This is a genomic window from Peribacillus sp. SRI_006 (genome assembly GCF_057586375.1).
In genome coordinates this window covers 214,729-230,699 of the sequence record NZ_JBYCZT010000004.1, presented here as the reverse complement: position 1 = coordinate 230,699, position 15,971 = coordinate 214,729, and the positions used below count along the sequence as shown (strand labels likewise).

Below are 15,971 nucleotides of genomic sequence, written 5' to 3'. Positions count from 1 at the left end.
CCTTTTAAGAATATCGTGATCATATAAAGGGGAGGCGAACCGATGTTGAACAAGATGAAGACGGACTATATGGGATGGATACTTCTCATCGGAGTCGTCCTGATTTTTTTAGAGATTGCATTTACGGGTGGAGGTCTCCTTTTTTCCCTCGCTTTTTCAATAGGATGCATCTATTTAGGCAGGAAATTCACAAAACGGACAATCGGGAAAATCCTATTTTTTATAGGGCTGATTTCGCTTATCATCAATGTCTTGAATATGTTCGTCTTTAAATTTTTCCTAATGGCGATCCTCATTTATCTTTTGTTTTTATATTATCAGTCCAAAAAGAATCCTGACTGGGTCAGTCCCATTATAACCAATGATGATTCGGACGAAGAAAAGATCAATAAGGAACGACTGCTGAAAACCGATTATCTATTTAAAAATAAGTTGTTTGGTCATCAACAAACGACCGAACATGTATATGAATGGAATTCCGTGAATGTTCAGGGCGGGGTCGGTGATACGGTTATCGATTTAAGCAAAACGATTTTACCGAAAGGCGATGCTGTCATTTCGATCAGGAATATCATTGGCAATATCACCGTCCTTGTACCGTATGGCATCGAAATCAGGGTCCATCATTCTGTCATTGCGGGCAGGGCGCGGATTTTTGAAAATAAACCTGAATCCAGGGTCTTTAATCAAATTTATTCCTACCAAACGGAAGGGTTCAATGAAACGGATCACAAGGTTCATATCATCACTTCAATCTTAGTTGGCGATTTAGAGGTGAAGCGGATATGAGCATAATGACACGGCAGATATTGACTGCCCTTGGTGTTGCTTTCGTTCTTTCCCTTGCTTTGCCGGCGATGGTTTTCTTCATCTTTCCTTTATCCGATTGGAGTGTATTGTGGGAGAAAGTGGTCATGGGATTACCCTTCGTCATATTTTTGCCAAGCCTGGTCATGACGGTAGGGCTGATTTATGGAGTCGTTTCGGGGATGTTTTGGAAGAGACAGCTTGAAAGGGTGGATGAAGGTCTGCATTTCCTTGAACAGGGCCGCTTACCCTCGCAACAGGAAACGTATCCAATTCAAGAGATGGCTAAAATGGAGGAACGGATGCAACTGATCTATAAGCAAATCAATGAGCAGACTAAATTATCGCAAAAAATGGCGAATGAAAAGGCCATTGATCAGGAGAAACAGATCCAGGAAATCGTTTCCCAGGAACGAAACCGTTTAGCGCGGGAGCTGCATGATTCGGTGAGCCAGCAATTGTTTGCCGCTTCAATGTTCATGTCGGCCATCACCGAATCACAATCCGATATGGAAAAAACGGAAATGAAACAATTCAAGGTAGTGGAAGAAATGATCCATCAATCCCAGCTTGAGATGAGGGCGTTATTGCTTCACTTGAGGCCTGTTGCATTAAAGGGAAAATCTCTACATGAAGGAATGAAGGAGCTTCTTTTGGAATTGGCCCAAAAAGTAACGATGGATATAAATTGGAAGATGGAGCCTGTCACTCTGGATAAGGGGATTGAGGACCATCTGTTTCGGATTTTACAAGAATCGATTTCCAATACGCTGAGACATGCAAAAGCGAATTCGCTTGAAGTGTTATTGATCGTCCGTGATGGAATGATCATTTTACGAATAACGGATGACGGCATCGGTTTTAACGTCGAGGAGTCGAAAACGGGATCTTATGGTCTGCAAAATATGCATGAACGGGCTGTTGAATTAGGCGGGACGATGCAAATTGTAAGTGTTCCGAATAAAGGAACGAAACTTGAAGTGAAAATCCCATTATTAAATGCTGGAGGTGATCATGATGATTAAAGTATTATTTGTCGATGACCATGAAATGGTAAGGATAGGGGTATCGGCTTATTTATCCGCACAGTCGGATATCGAAGTGATCGGGGAAGCGGACAATGGTTTGAAAGCTGTAGAACTGGCAATGGAATTGCGTCCGGATGTAATTTTGATGGATTTGGTGATGCCGGAAATGGACGGCATAGAAGCGACGAAACGAATTATTGAAAAATGGCCAGAAGCGAAAATCATCATTGTGACAAGCTTCCTGGATGATGAAAAAGTGTACCCGGCATTGGAAGCCGGAGCGACGAGCTATATGCTGAAAACATCAAAGGCCAGCGAGATTGCGAGAGCTGTCCGTTCCACTTTCCAGGGTCAAAGCGTACTTGAACCTGAAGTGACGGGAAAAATGATGGAAAAGCTGCGTCGCCCTAAAATCACCCAGCTTCATGATCAATTGACAAACCGTGAAATGGAAATTTTACTGCTGATGACACAAGGGAAAACGAATCAGGAAATTGCCGATGAACTATACATAGCCCTGAAAACCGCCAAAGTGCATGTCAGCAATATATTAAGCAAGCTTGCCGTACAGGACCGCACGCAAGCAGTGATCTACGCATTTAAGCATTCGCTCGTTCAAGAAGAAGAGTAAAGAGCGTCTATTTACCAATAGAGGAAAGTTTGTTATATTTAGGGAAATATCCCATCCTGTAAAGTTCATTCAAGGTTGCTGATTGCAGCCTTTTTTTACGGATTACAGGAAAAAAGCAGGTGAAATGATGTTAAGAGTGATTTTAGAATTATTTCGTATAATCACCATTATTTTCGTTATTGGAATGATTATGGGGCTCATCATTCATTCAATCTATGCGATTTTTGGAATAACCGTAGAGAATACCACGGGCGGATGGATCGTTGGTATGGCAATTTTTCCATTACTTTATGTACTCTATAAAAACCGGCTTCAATTTTCAGGTTTCTATAAAAATGGCAAACAAGTAAAACTCTCAAACAGGACAACTGCTATACTGCTTTGCTCCTCTGTGTTAATGTTGACGGTTGCCCCTTTATTTCGCTAACGGAATGTAAAAAGAGCATGTTTTATTCAAAACATGCTCTTTTTTATACCGTTTTTTTAGATTATACAGCTTCCTCTTCGGTATCGAGCCTCGTTCCGTATATCCGATAAAGAACCAAAGCGAATACCATTCCTACAAAGGAGATGGAGGAAATGAACAAGTAAAGGGTCTTCCCGCCATATGCTCCATATATGGCTCCGCCTATATAAGAAGCAATGATTCCCGAAACCCCAAAGAATAGCAGCGCCAGTACGGTCTGGCCTGTGGCACGCCATTCCACCGGAACAATCCGGTATAGATATTGGATGGCCGCCGAGTAGAAAATTGGGAAAGTCAATAGCTGCATGACTTGCAAATAAGCTAATAGCTGTGGATCGGTAATCCACGCAGAGACGAAATAACGGATAAAGAAAAATGCTGCTGCAAACGAAATGATGATGATTTCCTTACCTTTGCGCAGCCACCAAAAGCTTAGGGCGAATACAACGATTTCACTTCCCGCCGCCAAGAACCAGGTCAAGCCTACAAGCTTGGCACTTCCTCCAAGTTCCCGGATATATACTCCAAGGAAGGTATCGTTCATCCTTGCTGGAACAGCACAGATAAAGACCAATAACAGAAAGAGAAGCGTCTCTTTATTGCTGAAAAAATGCTTAAGGCTGCTTAAGGTGACAGGTTTCCCTGAAACGGGAGCATCAGGCATCATCCAGCTGACAATGAAGCTGATTAAACCTATGCCTGCAAAAAGGAACGCAAGGCTGTTCGCTCCGAAATATGACATCACATAGCCGGTGATCAGCGATATGACCGCATAACCCAATGCACCATATGTCCGGATGGAGCCGTAGCTGATCCCGGATTTCTCTGCCATTGTAAAATTGAGGCTTTCCGTCAGGGGATCGATCGGCATCAAAAAGAAATATAGCAGCATGGCAAACAGGATGAGCTGAAGATAACTGCTTGAATCATAGAGGAAATAACCGATTACGCTCGAGAAAAAGATGAGTAACAACAGGACTTTTCGTATAGTCCTTGTTTTGTCGCTGATCATTCCCCATAAAGGCTGGGTAATGAGGGTGACAAAACCTCCTGTACCGATGATGAATCCGATTTGGGCTGGACGCAAACCTTGATCAGCCAGATAGACTGGGAGAAACGGAATGAAAATGGCAAGCAGTCCAAAATATAAAAAGTTAAAACTCTTTAATAATCGTATTGCTTTCATAAAAAATATGATACCTCACGTGTTCTATAGAGTGGATTGATTTCAGACCATGTTATTGTATCATTGATGACAGAATTTGAAAAAATAGTTTGAAATAGATTTGGTTTCGAGGGTAAATCTCACTTTTAAAATATGGATGTAAATGATAGAATTAACACTTATTGTTAATTGAAGAGGGTGTTAATTCATGGACCAGGACACAAAAGTGATTCAAGAGTTGCAGCAATTGAAGAAAAAAGTCGGCCATCTTGAAGACTTATTAACGCAGCAACAGAATAAAAAGGAAAAAGCAGGACCATTTCGAATCTTCCTGGACGCAGTAGGCTCACTGCTATTTGGATTAATTGTTGTAGGACCGGTTATAGTGATTGTCGTTGGGGTTCTGATGGTAGCTGCATCATGGTTAGGGATGGTGTTTTAAACGTTTAGGAGAATCTGGACTTTTATGAATATATTGATTTGATGAGGTGACCAGGAGAAGTGTTCGGTTATTCCAGTGGGAATTATTGATGATGGATAGGGAGAAGGTCATGGTTTGGCCTTTCCATCTAATTATAGATGGGGAAGGCATTGAACTTAAATATGGAAATGGTAAAGAGATATTTATGCAGTAGCAACCAGTCTCATCCTGTCTACGTTCGCCAAGAAACGGAAAAAGAACCACTCATCCTCACAAGATCGTGGTTCTTCACTCTTGGAGTTGTCACCCTCATGTCTCCAGCATGGGGTGTTACTGAAGCATGGTTGCTCAAACGTTTTGTTAGCCTTGGAAAAGCTCCGTTGCATAAATTAAAGCCAAATCCAGGTGGTGTTTCATAAATAAAATAATCATCTTTTAAATATATAATGCAAAAAAAGGACGGTTACTGCAAGGCTGTATCTTTTCTCAATTGACAGAGAAGCATTTTCTTTCATGAATTCTTCGATATCTTCACATTCAAGATTAGAGAATAAGGAAATCGTCTCCACTGGTATACCAAATTCATCGGTCAGTGCTTGAGTTATGGCGGAGACCCTTTCATTTGCATCGGTTGAGGGCACCCCGATGACTAAAAGGCCCACTAAATCTATTAGGTCCATCATTTCTGTTTGAGTTATCGCGGGTTGAATATTTTCACCATTTGCAAAATCTAGTATGACTTGCTCAGATATTCCGGTAATTTTACTTAATGATGCTGCAGGCATTTTATAATCATTTAGCAGAGTTCTTAATAACTCTTTAGGTTCATGACCAATCATCTTGAATAACCCTCTTTCACTTTTAACTCTATTATATATGGAAGTAGACAATATAATAATATTGTCTACTTATTGTTTGAAAAATATCTCTTATTTAGAAACCCAAGTAATGTAATTTGGAACAGTATAAGAAACAACTTTACCGAGGAAAGTAGTTGAACCGGTTAATTGTGCACTATATCTATTATTATATAGCGCTCTATATGAAACAGACCCACTAAAACCTGAAACTGAAGTTCTCCCAGAGGAAAATCCTGAAGTGAGATTTGTAATAAGCATAGTACCAGTAAAACTAGTAGCTGGTATAGACATAGTTATTTTGTATCTAACTTTACTTCCTTCGGCCCATAAATTTAGAATGCCTCCGGGGCCAGGAAAGGCTAATGTTGGTTGGATAAGGTTGTTATCTAAATTGGTGGGAACTAGAACTAAAGGGATAGAAGCTACTTCACCTTCGGCTAATTTAATTTCCGATAAATCAACTGAGAAAGTATAGTCATCACCTGAATTTTCACCTTCTACTGTATCGTTTGATACTAGGTGAGACGGACCAAATTTTTGTTGATCTTCTGCAAAAACTGATGATGTAGACATAATCATAAATGCGACTAAGATACTCATAAACCATTTGCTCATTCTATTACCTCCCTGTAGAATTTTCACTTCAACTACACAATAACATAGGTCTATTTAACTAGTTAGGTTTTTTAAAAAAATTCTTAAAATTTAATAAATTCAGGAATTTAAAAATTAGAATATATGGTGAATTTTATATTTGAATTTCCGATGAATTTTTCTTATAGAAGGATATAGAGATTTGATATAGGATTAATCTGTGATTTGTAAGTAACTTTAGAAGATTCATAAAAGTAAATGAGCAGTGAGTCACTTTGGGGTGCATAATTAAACTGAAGAAAATAATTACCTAAGGTAGAAATGATCAAAATTCTAGTTAAGTTGCTGTGATAGAGCATCAACTTTATTTTATATAGTATTTTACAATTTTCATAATGCTGGCTCAACACGAACTCCCCCAATTGTTTCTTTGAAAATATTATCCTAAGAAAGTTATTGACAAATTTACCTTGAGTCCGTATAGTATGGGATATTATTAAAAATATTCAGATATAATTTTTCAAACGCAATGAACAGGAGTAGTAAAAGCTCATTATTCGGTGAAGAGAGCTGCGGGGTGGTGCAACGCAGTCCAATGATACTTTGAACTTGCCTGGGAGTGGTAAAGCGAAAGATAGGAATGATTCCATTCTTTTGTTTTAACGATTGACCTTCGTTACAAGGTTTTTAAAGCAGGGTTCTTTAAAGAGCCAATAAGAGTGGTACCGCGGTAAGCTTAAGGCATATCGTCTCTTTCTTCATTTGATTATGAAGGAAGAGACGATATGCTTTTTTTGATTTTTGGGAGGTAAGGATATGGAAACGGACAAACGGAATTTACAGAGGACAATGACTTCAAGGCATATTACGATGATGGCATTAGGCGGTGCCATCGGGGCAGGTTTATTTAAAGGAAGCAGTTCAGCCATTGATATGGCAGGCCCTTCCGTAATCCTTGCGTACTTGATAGGAGGCATCATCCTATTATTCATCATGCAAGGTTTAGCTGAAATGGCGGTCCGCAATAGCGGTGCACGAACATTCAGGGATTTGGTCCAATCGATCTTAGGAAAGTATCCTGCCTATTTCCTGGATTGGATTTATTGGAAAATGTGGGTGTTGAATATCGCGGCCGAATCAGTGGTTGCGGCGATTTTCCTTCAATATTGGCTGCCCGGATATCCAATCTGGATATTGGCATTAGCTGTTTCGGTTTTGGTTACTGCGGTTAACTTGCTGTCGGTGAAGGTTTTTGCTGAAACGGAGTACTGGCTTGCTTTAATTAAGATTACGGTCATCATTGTGTTCATCATGGCTGGATTATTGTTGCTGCTTGTTACTTTTGGTGATCATACCGCGGTCGGTTTTTCTAACTTGACCGAACATGGCGGTTTCTTTCCGAATGGATCGACAGGTTTGATCACGGCGATGCTGGTGGTAATCTATTCATATGGCGGTACGGAAATCATCGGGGTCACATTAGCTGAAACGAAAAATCCTGAAAAAGTGGTTCCAAAGGCCGTTCGCAGTACATTGGTCAGGATCATTTCTTTCTATATCATTCCTTTTTTCATCATCGTTAGCTTAATTCCTTGGAATGAAGTAAACGGGGTGAAGGAAAGTCCGTTTGTAATGGTCTTTCAAATGATCGGGATTCCAGGTGCCGACCATATCATGAATGCCGTTGTCCTATTAGCGATCATATCATCGATGAACTCCGGGTTGTATGGTTCATCCCGCGTCCTGTATACACAAGCCGTGGATGGTCGCGTTCCGAAAATCTTTTCCCGTTTATCCAAGAAGAAAGTACCTGTTCCCGCAATCTTAATGTGTACTTCCGCTTTATATGGCGGTGTATTGATTTCCTTATTTGCTGGAAGCAAGACCTTCGATTTCCTAATGGGTTCGCTGGGATATACCGTATTATTCATCTGGTTGATCATTGCTTTCGCCCATTTGAAATCACGTAAACAACAGTCCGGAAAAACAAGTGCCTATAGGGTAAAATGGTTCCCGTATACGACTTGGGCTGCGATCATCGCTTTAATAACGATCCTGATCGGAATCATTTTCACGACATCCATAGTCGTTACGATCATTACTCTTTGCATCTACATCTTCATTTCCTTAACGTATGTATGGAAAAAACGCCATAACAAAATCTAGAGATGGCGGAGTGATCACTTTTGCCTTCCCGCATATAAGTTTCATATCAAGCCGTGGTATATGCCATGGCTTTCGTTATGTATTCTTAGTCGGATTAAAAGTAAGAGATATCCATTTTACTAGTTCATGGGATTCATTAACTTTAGCGATTAAAGAGTTAATCCATTGAAAAATGTAGTATAATAATCTTTGGAAAAAAACTAATATATTGAAAGCCGGAGCGAGCTATGAAAAACAATTCCATACTATCCTTTCACCCGTTATATTATTTATTACTTTTGATGATTACTAGTTCCATCTATTCAATCATCAATCAATCTTCAGGTCATGCTGTCGATGTTACGACTATAATAGATAGGGAGATTCCCTTTATTAAAGAATTTGCCGTTCCTTATTTACTTTGGTATCCGTATATTTATGGATTGCTGATTTACTATTGCTTTGTTGACCGAAAGCACTATTTCGTCGGATTAGGCAGTTTGATATCGGGGAAACTTCTCTGTTTTCTTGTATATTGCCTTTGGCAAACGACAGTTCCGCGTCCAGAAGTCGTGGGCAACGATATCTTTGCCCAGTTAATGCGGCTCATCTATAGTCATGATCAACCTGTCAACTGCCTTCCCAGTATTCATGTACTGACCACATTCATCATGATGATCGTCGCCCATAAGCGGAAAGAAGAGCACAAATGGGAGTATGCCAGTGTCACTGCATTCGGAACACTGATCATCCTCTCCACGCTATTTACGAAACAGCATGCTGTATTGGATGCACTCGCAGGAATCCTCCTAGCATGCGGTGTATATGCAGCCGTCCAGTATACCTTCCATGCGCTACCTGGTTTTCAGGCAAACCATTACGCAGCGAGGCAAATTAAAAAGTGACCACAGGAAAAAGCCACTGTAAGAATATTCGCTCTCATGAGTTGATATGTTACAGTGGCTTTTTGTTTTTTTTATTGAAAAAATTGGGCATTTATGTAAATCGTATATGATATTATGTTTTTAATTGAATGGAAACAGTGGAGGGAGGAAAAGAATGCCTCATCATCTTGATCGAATGGCTGAAGAATTGGTTAAAGCAAAGTTGGAAAATTATTGGCCGGGTTTTGAACTTGTTGCCTATGCATTATATGATAGAAGTAATGTTTATCTATTTAATCATCCTAAATACAGTAACAATCCAAAATGTACATATCATATTTTAAAGTGGGATACCGAGTTTACTGCTGACACAATCATTATGTATGAAGAATATCCCACTGCAATTGTTAATATGGATCACTATAAGGAATATGAAGGTTTGTTTTCAATAGCGGTTCATGAATTGTTTCACGGCTATCAATTTATAAAGGATGAAAAACGGTTTCCCGATGAAATGCTGGGAATCACATATCCGTTGTCAAAAGAAAATGTGGAATTAAGAAATCAGGAACGAACAAATCTTTATTGTGCAATGTTGGAAAATGACCTAATTAACAAGAAACAATACCTTAATGCCTTCATTGCCCTAAGGGAAAAAAGAGCAGCCAAGATTGATGAGTACCTGACATATGAAAATTTGATTGAAACCATCGAGGGACCTGCGTGGTATGTCGAATTGAAGGCTTACTCGGAGAAAAGCCCGCTTGATTACGATTCAGTTTTAAAAAAGTATGCACAACAGCTAATAAACAAGTATGAATCCACTTCTAGTATTAGAAGTAGTTGTTATAGCTCCGGGTTGTGTATGTGTTTGTTACTGGAGGAGCTTTCACCAGGCTGGATGGAAAGTTTTTTTGATAGAGAAGATACATTATATGACCTATTAAAACAGCAGTCCGGTGATGATATAGAAGATTCAATGGCTGATGTGAAGATAAGTCCTGAAACAGAGGAAGTCGTTAATTTTGCCCTGGAAAAGAGAATGAAAGCATTTGAAGAGTTTAATGAACAAGCAGGCATTCATTTATATATTGAAGGGAAAATGACTGCTAAATCCTTTGACCCGATGAATATCATCCCATTAGAAGATAGACTGTTACATAAGAGCTTTATAAAAGTAAGGATGAACAATGAAGATTTTCTTATTCAACAACCGGTTATTGCCCATGTTGATCATGGAATTCAAAACATAAATAAATTACATCTGATAGTAGAGAATGAACCCTCTGAAACCAATGCTTCGCTAACCATTGATGGCGTTGGAGAAATAAAGGGAAGATATAAGAAACAAGAAAATATCTGGCATGTACTTATTTAAACTGAATTTTATCTAATCTGGGTTTCAAGCATCAATCCCTTCCTTTTTGCACCAAGAATTTTGCTTGAATTGAATGTACAGCCTATAAAAAAGCATCGAACCTCCCATGACAGGAAGTCCGATGCTTTTTTCTTTTACATTTCAGCTTCAATTTTCAAAGATGATTCTTCGCTGAACTGTTCTTTATCCAGGTCGCCCGTTATTTTACTAGTCAGAATACCGGAAGTCATGCTTCCGCTGACATTCACGGCCGTTCTTCCCATATCGATCAATGGCTCGACGGAAATCAACAGGCCGGCCAAGGCGATTGGCAGGTTCATTGCAGATAATACAAGGATGGCAGCGAATGTTGCTCCTCCGCCTACACCTGCAACCCCGAATGAACTAATGGCCACGATGGCAATCAACATGGCGATAAAGGAAGGGTCTAGCGGGTTGATCCCAACCGTTGGAGCGATCATCACCGCTAACATGGCCGGATAGATTCCGGCACAGCCGTTTTGACCGATCGACAAGCCGAAGGATCCGGCAAAGTTGGCAATACCTTCGGACACCCCTAGTTGTTTCTGTGTTTGGATGTTCAATGGCAGGGCGCCAGCACTTGTTCTTGAAGTGAAGGCAAACGATAATACTGGGAAAGCTTTTCTCAAATATACGATTGGATTCAATCCTGCAAGCATCAGCAATAGCAAATGGATGAGGAACATGACAATCAGGGCCACATATGAGGCACCTACGAATTTCCCTAATTTCAGGATGGCATCCAAATCACTCGTAGCTACCGTCTTCGTCATGATCGCCAAGATCCCGTAAGGTGTTAAACGCAGAATCAATGTTACTACGCGCATGATGATGCTGTGCAATGTATCTACTATTTTAGCAAAAAATTCAGCGTGTTCAGGCTGTTTCCTTTTGACTCCTAAATAGGCAATCCCAAGAAATGCAGCAAAAATTACAACGGAAATGGTTGATGTCGGACGTGCACCCGTTAAATCAAGGAACGGATTGGACGGAATCAATTCAAGAATTTGCTGCGGCATCGTTTTATCCTGAATCGTACCGTATGTTTCCGATATTTGATCCCCGCGGCTTAACTCCGCTTCCCCTTGCTCAATTTGAACGGCTTCCAAATTGAATACAGTTGCCGAGGTGATTCCGACAGCAGCTGCAATCGCAGTCGTTCCAAGCAGGATTCCGATGATCAGGACACTGATTTTTCCAATATTGCTAGTCAGTTTCAATCTTGTGAATGCGGATAAGATTGAAATGAAGACAAGCGGCATGACGATCATTTGCAGGAACTTGACATAGCCGGAACCTACAATGTTAAACCAATCGACCGATTTAACGATTGCCTCTGACTGAGGTTCATAGAAATACTGCAAAAGAAGTCCGAATACAATTCCTAAACCAAGTCCAGTAAAGACCCTTTTTGTAAAGGAAATATGCTTCTTATTCATGTAAAATAAAACGCCTAAAAGAACGAGCATTATGGCAAGATTTAAAAACACATAACCAATCATATATATTCCTCCTAATTCCGATTAACCAAATGAGAATAATAAATATCTGAAGCCTATGATACATCATCCGTTGATTTTTTACCAGAAGAAAATAATTTATTTTTGACTTTTCAAGTAATTCATGTATTTATCTTTATTCAGGAGCTGGATTTGAGGGAACAATAAAGGGATGCTGGATCAAGCCAGGGTACAAATCTTCATCTATCTATTTATCAGGAAGGATAAGCCCTTTGTTTTCTTGAATGATATATGCCTAGCGTTTTTTTTGAAAGGGTGGAAGAATGATGGATATATATATTGACAGGCTTAATGAACGGGATGCACAAGCGTTATTTGCATTTGAATGCACTAATAGAAGGTTTTTCGAACAAACGGTCCCGGGACGGGGTGATGATTATTATAGCTTTGGAACGTTTGGAATCAGGCATAAGGAATTATTAAAAGAACAAGAAGAGGCCATCTCCTCTTTTTATTTGATTAAGGATGGTTCAGGCATAATCGTCGGCAGGATTAATCTTGTGGATATCGACCCCATTAAGGGTACGGCTCATGTCGGTTATAGAATCGGTGAAGCGTCTACGCAAAAAGGGATTGCGAATGAAGCTTTAAAGCTTTTGATGAAGCTGGCGCCGGATTTGAATGTGACGCAAATACAGGCCAAAACGACAAGTGACAATATCGCCTCCCAAAAGGTTTTGGTGAAAAACGGTTTTGAACGGATTTCGATTAATGAGGAAATTGGTGCGGATTCGGGTCAAAAGCTAACATTCTTCCATTATCGTAGGAACCTTTAAATCCAATTCCTTCTATATAATAGAACGCATTCCATTTTTTAATTGTGAAAAGAGGGGGAGGTAGCGGCTGTCACAGAAAGGACCTTCCCTTTAAACTAACCGAGGATAGATAATTGCGAGATATTTTCTCTGCAAAAGAGTTCGTTTACTTAAAAGAAGAAAGGAGAATCCAATATGATAGAAGGTTTATATGAAGCCCATTTACCAGTCAAGAACGTGGACATCTCCATGGATTTTTATAAGAAAATAGGCTTGAAGCTAGCTTGGAGGGATGAAGATACTGCCTTCTTTTGGATTGAGGAAAACAAAAGCTGGGTCGGCTTATGGGAAGGGAAGGAATATCAAACTCCATACCACCCTTCACTAAGGCATATCGCCTTTCGGGTAACTTATGATAATATGAAAAATGCATTAACTTGGCTCAAATCCTTGCAAATTGAAGTCGTCCCTTTTGGAAAAAGGACAACGATTGAACCATTTGTAAGGCCGAACCAAGGAAACGCTTCCGTCTATTTCAATGATCCCGATGGCAATAGTCTCGAACTTATGTGTTCGATAAAAGTCCCTGATGCATATAAGCATATGACCGAAAAACTTTCGCTTGAAGAATGGGAAGAACTATTAACCAGGTGAACTTTGTAAAGGGAAATTTCCCCGCCCAGTCTCAATCATTAATTTTTTATAGAAGTATGAGCAATCAATATGGAAAGGCTTAGGGTATAAATGTAGATGTTTAAAATTAGAGTGAACTTATTAACTCAAATGACATTGCTTATCATATTCGTAGTTTTCATCAGTACCTTACTTGTGAGCATTCTATTCTCTACACTGCTGGAAGACATCGTCGAAAACCATATGGGTAAGCAAGCAATGACGGTTGCCAAATTAGCCGCTCAAAATCCAACGATCATCCAGGGATTTAACGATGAACAGCCCTCAAAGGTGATTCAACCCGCATCAGAACTGATTCGTCAAACAACAGGGGCCGATTATGTAACCATTGCGAATCATAAAGGACTGCGATACTCTCATCCCAATCCAGAATATATCGGAAAGCCCACGGCTACTAGTAATGATGCTGTACTCAATGAACACAAAGCAATTATTTATCAAGGAAATGGGATATCGGGACCAGCGATTAAAGCTAAGGCGCCAATCTGGAATGATAAAGGGGAAGTTATCGGTGTTTCATCTGTAGGGTTTTTGGTAGAGAATGTGCAAGATCAGCTATCCAATTATAAAATGAAGATTATTCATTTGTCACTTATCCCAATCAGTGTAGGGATCGTGTGGGCAATATTTATAGCGCGACGCTTAAAAAAGCTTATTTTGGGTCTGGAGCCTGAGGAAATTTCTTTTCTTTTTCAAGAAAGGGAAGCGACACTTGATGCCATCCGATATGCTACCATTACGATTAATATAGAAAAACAGGTTACTTCCATGAATAAAAGAGCACGTGAATTGTTTCATGATCATCAGCTTATGGTGGGAAAGCGGATTGTAAATGGACATTTAGAAAAACTCATCAAAATTGTAATCAGCACAAAAGAAGGACAGTTCAATCGTAAGTTACTCTTAGGCCAACAGCTATACATTTTGGATTTATCCCCTATCTTAAATCATAAGGACGTCAGGGGCATCGTTTTAACAATAAGGACAGTATCCGAAATTGAACAATTAACAGATGAATTTTCAGAAATCAAGGCCTTTTCAGAAAATATGCGGGCACAAAATCATGAGTTTTTAAATAAATTAAATACCATTTATGGATTACTTAGTTTAAAACAGTATGATAGGGCAATGAACATCATCTCTTCTGAAGTGAGAGAGAGGCAAGATATCATTTCGTTTCTTATGTCATCGGTAAAAGATCCTTTAATCGCTGCCTGTTTACTTGGAAAGATAAACCGTTCAAAAGAATTGCAGGTTATCTTAGAAATCGAGCAGGAAAGCAATTTAAACAGTACATTAAAACCTGAGGATTCCCATCACTTGGTTTCCGTTATTGGCAATATCATCGATAATGCGATGGAGGCAGCAAGGCAAAAGAACAAAAATAAGGGAAAGGTCAAAGTTTCGTTTACGGATTTAGGAAACGAAATCATATTTGATATCGAGGATAACGGTCCTGGTATCCCTCATGCAATGGAGGATATTATTTTTACAGATGGTTATACGACTAAAAATGGGGAAAATCATGGAATCGGTTTGGCCATTGTGAAAAACTCCATTGGTCTTTTAAGCGGTGAGATTTATATTGATCGCAGTTATTTGGGGGGAGCAAGATTTACACTCGTCTTCCCGAAGGATATAAAAGGAGAAAAGGAGGCGTGAGAATGTCCAAAGGACCGATCACAGTTGTCATTGTTGAAGATGACGAGAATGCAGTGAATATATATAAACAATTTACGAATCAACTAGATCAATTTACTGTCATTGCTACAGCTAGCACAGGCAAGCAAGCGCTGAATATACTGCATGCCGCACAACCTGACCTAATTTTATTGGATATCTTTTTACCTGATATGAATGGAATTGACCTTCTTCGGGAAATTAGGAGGGAATACAGGGGGATTGATGTAATTCTGATCACCGCCGCGAATGATACCGAAACAGTCAGTGAAGCAATTAGGGGAGGGGCTTTTGGTTACCTTATAAAACCGATCATTATCGATAAGCTTCTTGCGACGCTCAACCAATACGACATGACGAGACGGCAGCTGCATAATGGCAATTTAGTAAATCAAGATAAAGTGGATACTCTTTTTCGGACCATAAGTAATTCAAATACAGCAAATGATGTCCAAATGAATTCTCTTCCCAAGGGGATAGACAAACATACCCTGAAAATGGTCAGAAGCAAGATTCAAAACGTCAATGGCAGTTTAAACGCGGATGAACTAGGTCAACTTGTTGGAATAAGTTATTCAACCATGCGCAGATACCTGGAGTATTTAGTTTCCTGTAATGAAATGGAAGTTGAGGTTTTGTATGGAAGTGTTGGAAGGCCTGAAAGAAAATATAAAATAAAACACATGTAAATCCCAGTTGATGAAATTCGTTTTCATCAATGGGGTTTTTTCTTTTGGCTCTTTTCGTAAAGATTGTTGTTTTTAAAGCGAAACTATTTTAGGTTGATTGGAGCGGAAGTGCGAGACTCCTGCGGGAGCAGCGGGACAGGAGACCCCACTGGCGTATACGCCGAGGAGGCTCACCGCCCGCACCAAGGAAAGCGAGCACCTGGAGGGGAAATCAACCACACTGCACTACGTCGT

17 protein-coding genes and 1 other annotated feature are annotated in these 15,971 nt (G+C 39.7%); of the genes, 13 read left to right on the top strand and 4 right to left on the bottom strand.

The genetic code is table 11. The features are described 5' to 3' along the window. Nucleotides 1–42 precede the first annotated feature (42 nt). The 4 genes from liaF to AC2YHV_RS07170 all read left to right on the top strand — a co-directional run bounded on the left by liaF (nucleotide 43) and on the right by AC2YHV_RS07170 (nucleotide 2,893). Nucleotides 43–789, top strand: a complete 747-nt coding sequence (gene liaF, locus AC2YHV_RS07185) for a cell wall-active antibiotics response protein LiaF (protein ID WP_063575359.1) — start codon at nucleotides 43–45, stop codon at nucleotides 787–789. Further along, nucleotides 786–1,832, top strand: coding sequence for a sensor histidine kinase (locus AC2YHV_RS07180; RefSeq protein ID WP_034309574.1), 1,047 nt, complete (start codon nucleotides 786–788; stop codon nucleotides 1,830–1,832). The genes liaF and AC2YHV_RS07180 overlap by 4 nt, the downstream gene beginning before the upstream one ends. Further along, complete coding sequence (locus AC2YHV_RS07175) at nucleotides 1,825–2,466, top strand: response regulator transcription factor (protein WP_034309572.1); 642 nt, start codon at nucleotides 1,825–1,827, stop codon at nucleotides 2,464–2,466. Before AC2YHV_RS07180 ends, AC2YHV_RS07175 begins: the two co-directional genes overlap by 8 nt. A 127-nt stretch (nucleotides 2,467–2,593) precedes the next feature. Further along, the gene (locus tag AC2YHV_RS07170) at nucleotides 2,594–2,893 is read left to right on the top strand and encodes a hypothetical protein (RefSeq protein WP_318269855.1); all 300 of its coding nucleotides are present in this window, start codon (nucleotides 2,594–2,596) and stop codon (nucleotides 2,891–2,893) included. A 61-nt stretch (nucleotides 2,894–2,954) separates the two neighbouring features. Here the strand turns inward: AC2YHV_RS07170 and AC2YHV_RS07165 are convergent, their stop codons facing one another. Next, nucleotides 2,955–4,118, bottom strand: a complete 1,164-nt coding sequence (locus AC2YHV_RS07165) for an MFS transporter (protein WP_487372902.1) — start codon at nucleotides 4,116–4,118, stop codon at nucleotides 2,955–2,957. 187 nt (nucleotides 4,119–4,305) lie between these two features. Between AC2YHV_RS07165 and AC2YHV_RS07160 the strand changes: the two genes are divergently transcribed. Together AC2YHV_RS07160 and AC2YHV_RS07155 are read left to right on the top strand one after the other, a co-directional pair. Further along, nucleotides 4,306–4,539 carry a hypothetical protein gene (locus AC2YHV_RS07160; RefSeq protein ID WP_487372901.1) on the top strand — a complete coding sequence of 78 codons (234 nt, stop codon included), beginning with the start codon at nucleotides 4,306–4,308 and terminating at the stop codon, nucleotides 4,537–4,539. Nucleotides 4,540–4,688: 149 nt separating this feature from the next. Then, a complete protein-coding gene (locus AC2YHV_RS07155; protein ID WP_487372900.1) occupies nucleotides 4,689–4,937 on the top strand; it encodes a hypothetical protein in 249 nt (82 codons plus the stop codon). 9 nt (nucleotides 4,938–4,946) lie between these two features. On the opposite strand, the gene AC2YHV_RS07150 is transcribed toward AC2YHV_RS07155, so the two are convergent. Then, the gene (locus tag AC2YHV_RS07150; protein ID WP_137018635.1) at nucleotides 4,947–5,357 is read right to left on the bottom strand and encodes an HTH domain-containing protein; all 411 of its coding nucleotides are present in this window, start codon (nucleotides 5,355–5,357) and stop codon (nucleotides 4,947–4,949) included. Nucleotides 5,358–5,447: 90 nt separating this feature from the next. Then, entirely contained in the window at nucleotides 5,448–5,993 is a 546-nt protein-coding gene (locus AC2YHV_RS07145; protein WP_487372899.1) for a hypothetical protein, read from the bottom strand. 499 nt (nucleotides 5,994–6,492) lie between these two features. Continuing rightward, nucleotides 6,493–6,729, top strand: a binding site (T-box leader). Nucleotides 6,730–6,788: 59 nt separating this feature from the next. Between AC2YHV_RS07145 and AC2YHV_RS07140 the strand changes: the two genes are divergently transcribed. The 3 genes from AC2YHV_RS07140 (at nucleotide 6,789) to AC2YHV_RS07130 (ending at nucleotide 10,379) form a co-directional block, all read left to right on the top strand. Then, on the top strand, nucleotides 6,789–8,138 hold the full coding sequence (locus tag AC2YHV_RS07140; RefSeq protein ID WP_098186247.1) for an amino acid permease: 1,350 nt from the start codon (nucleotides 6,789–6,791) through the stop codon (nucleotides 8,136–8,138). A gap of 227 nt (nucleotides 8,139–8,365) precedes the next feature. After that, nucleotides 8,366–9,022, top strand: coding sequence for a phosphatase PAP2 family protein (locus tag AC2YHV_RS07135; protein WP_057276856.1), 657 nt, complete (start codon nucleotides 8,366–8,368; stop codon nucleotides 9,020–9,022). Between the two features lie 154 nt (nucleotides 9,023–9,176). Next, nucleotides 9,177–10,379 carry a hypothetical protein gene (locus AC2YHV_RS07130; RefSeq protein WP_487372898.1) on the top strand — a complete coding sequence of 401 codons (1,203 nt, stop codon included), beginning with the start codon at nucleotides 9,177–9,179 and terminating at the stop codon, nucleotides 10,377–10,379. A gap of 134 nt (nucleotides 10,380–10,513) precedes the next feature. On the opposite strand, the gene AC2YHV_RS07125 is transcribed toward AC2YHV_RS07130, so the two are convergent. Further along, nucleotides 10,514–11,902, bottom strand: coding sequence for an L-cystine transporter (locus tag AC2YHV_RS07125; RefSeq protein WP_072273439.1), 1,389 nt, complete (start codon nucleotides 11,900–11,902; stop codon nucleotides 10,514–10,516). A gap of 284 nt (nucleotides 11,903–12,186) precedes the next feature. Between AC2YHV_RS07125 and AC2YHV_RS07120 the strand changes: the two genes are divergently transcribed. From AC2YHV_RS07120 to AC2YHV_RS07105, 4 genes are all read left to right on the top strand, one after another. After that, a complete protein-coding gene (locus tag AC2YHV_RS07120; protein WP_487372897.1) occupies nucleotides 12,187–12,696 on the top strand; it encodes a GNAT family N-acetyltransferase in 510 nt (169 codons plus the stop codon). A 174-nt stretch (nucleotides 12,697–12,870) separates the two neighbouring features. Next, on the top strand, nucleotides 12,871–13,329 hold the full coding sequence (locus AC2YHV_RS07115; RefSeq protein ID WP_487372896.1) for a VOC family protein: 459 nt from the start codon (nucleotides 12,871–12,873) through the stop codon (nucleotides 13,327–13,329). 96 nt (nucleotides 13,330–13,425) lie between these two features. Then, nucleotides 13,426–15,030 (top strand): ATP-binding protein, encoded by a 1,605-nt coding sequence (locus AC2YHV_RS07110; protein ID WP_487372895.1) that lies wholly within the window; start codon nucleotides 13,426–13,428, stop codon nucleotides 15,028–15,030. Between the two features lie 2 nt (nucleotides 15,031–15,032). Further along, entirely contained in the window at nucleotides 15,033–15,737 is a 705-nt protein-coding gene (locus AC2YHV_RS07105) for a response regulator (RefSeq protein WP_057276850.1), read from the top strand. The last annotated feature ends 234 nt before the right edge of the window (nucleotides 15,738–15,971 follow it).